Origin of the sequence: Curtobacterium sp. MCBA15_013, from assembly GCF_001865095.1 — a bacterium.
Classification (GTDB): Bacteria; Actinomycetota; Actinomycetes; order Actinomycetales; family Microbacteriaceae; genus Curtobacterium.
The window spans coordinates 2,088-3,740 of the sequence record NZ_MJGQ01000047.1; the positions used below are offsets into that span (position 1 = coordinate 2,088).

4 protein-coding genes are annotated in these 1,653 nt (G+C 72.6%); 1 reads left to right on the top strand and 3 read right to left on the bottom strand.

Going from position 1 to position 1,653, the window contains the following annotated elements; genetic code table 11:
- From BIV01_RS16765 to BIV01_RS16775, 3 genes are all read right to left on the bottom strand, one after another.
- Window positions 1-349: arsenate reductase ArsC (locus tag BIV01_RS16765; protein WP_071303614.1), on the bottom strand; the 349-nt coding region annotated here is incomplete at its 3' end.
- Window positions 346-762: a VOC family protein gene (locus BIV01_RS16770; protein ID WP_175473767.1), complete on the bottom strand. Its 417-nt coding sequence runs from the start codon at window positions 760-762 to the stop codon at window positions 346-348. The genes BIV01_RS16765 and BIV01_RS16770, both read right to left, overlap by 4 nt.
- 17 nt (window positions 763-779) lie before the next feature.
- The gene (locus tag BIV01_RS16775; protein ID WP_254790807.1) at window positions 780-1,379 is read right to left on the bottom strand and encodes a TetR family transcriptional regulator; all 600 of its coding nucleotides are present in this window, start codon (window positions 1,377-1,379) and stop codon (window positions 780-782) included.
- A 105-nt stretch (window positions 1,380-1,484) separates the two neighbouring features.
- On the opposite strand from BIV01_RS16775, the gene BIV01_RS20385 reads away from it, so the two are divergent.
- On the top strand, window positions 1,485-1,653 hold a 169-nt coding region (locus tag BIV01_RS20385; protein WP_139199499.1), incomplete at its 3' end, for an aldo/keto reductase.

The following is a 1,653-nucleotide window of genomic DNA, read 5'->3' on the forward strand; positions in this document are numbered from 1 at the left end:
GGACGGGGCGGACGCGGTCGATCGGCTGCCCGGCCGGGTCGTCGAGCTCCCAGTCCTCGTAGCGCTTCCCGGGGAACACCGGGCACGCGTCGCCGCAGCCCATCGTGACGACGACGTCGGACTCCCGCACGGTGTCGGCCTCGAGCACGGCGGGGACGGCGGTCGCGATGTCGATGCCCTCCTCCGCCATGGCCTCGACCGCGACGGCGTTGACGCGGTCGGCCGGTTCGCTGCCGGCCGAGAACACCCGGACGCGGTCGCCCGCCAGGTGCTGCAGGTAGCCGGCGGCCATCTGGGACCGGCCGGCGTTGTGCACGCACACGAAGAGCACGGTGGGGCGGTCGGTCACGCGAGTGCCGCCGCCTCGAAGCCGATCAGCCAGGTGACGCCGAAGACGTCCCGCACGGTGCCGTCCCAGTCGCCCCACGGGCGTTCCTGCAGCGGGTCCACGACGGCGCCGTCCGAGGCGAGGTCGTCGAACCAGCCGCGGAGCACGTCGGGTTCGGCGGCGCCGAGCAGGGAGAAGAGCAGCCCGGTCGCCGAGAAGGAGGTCTCGCCGGTCGGGGCGTCGGCGGCGAACAGCGTGATGCCGCCGCCGGTGAGCTGCCCGTGCGCGACCGCGTCGGCGGGGCCGTCGGTGCGCGAGAAGTCCGCGAAGGTGGCGATGCTGAGCTCGCCGCCGAAGACGTCCTGCCAGCGCCCGAGTGCCTGGAGCGCGGTGCCGTCGAACTGGAAGTAGGGCGAGGGCCCGTTCACGTTCATGCCCCGGACCCTACCGCTCAGACCGCCGCGGCGAGCGTGTCGAACGTCCGGCGCAGCAGGGCCGGAGCGTCCTCGTCGGTGACGGACCAGGTGGCGATCGCGACGTCGAAGCACCCGAGCGCGGCCTGCACGAGGACGGCCGCACCGAGCTCGGCGCCGTCGGGGTCCCCGGCGCGCAGCCGCTCGGTCAGGATCGGCGTCAGGACGTCCGCCCAGGCGAGGTGCTTCTCGAGGTTGCGGGCGCGGAGCGACGGCGTCGACGTCATGACGCGGACCGACCGCCGACCGGACTCGGGGTCCTCGTCGGCGCGGACCATCATGCCGACGAACGCCTCGCGCAGCGCGGTCCAGGCCGGTTCGTCGTCCGGACGCTCCCGGAGCGCCTCCGCGAGCGCACCCCGGTGTCGCAGTGGATCGCCGATGACGGCGTCCTCCTTCGCCGGGAAGTACCGGTGGAAGCTCCGCGCCGAGATGCCGACCTCGGCCGCGATCTGCTCGACGGTGACGGCGTCGAACCCGTCGCGGTCGAACCGGGCGACGGCGACCGCTGCGATCCGCGCGCGCACGGCTTCACGCGTGATGTCCCGCAGACCGGTCCGCGCGCTCGTCTCACCCACGACGGCATCGTACCGAGGGAGGCGGAACATGACCAAGTTGTCAGAGACTGACAGAAAAGGCGTACAGTGTCATCTGCATCGCCAGACACGACGGAAGGACGGCACATGCAGCAGCGCACTCTCGGGACCCAGGGCCTCACGGTCGGATCCATCGGCTACGGCGCGATGGGGACGGTCTTCGCGTACGGGCCCGCCGACGACACCGAGTCCATCGCGGCGATCCGTCGCGCGCACGACCTCGGCGTCACCCACTTCGACACCGCCGAGATGTACG

Excerpts from the sequence above, each read along its gene's own strand:
- BIV01_RS16770 (WP_175473767.1), bottom strand. The coding sequence starts at position 762 with ATGAACGTGAACGGGCCCTCGCCCTACTTCCAGTTCGACGGCACCGCG.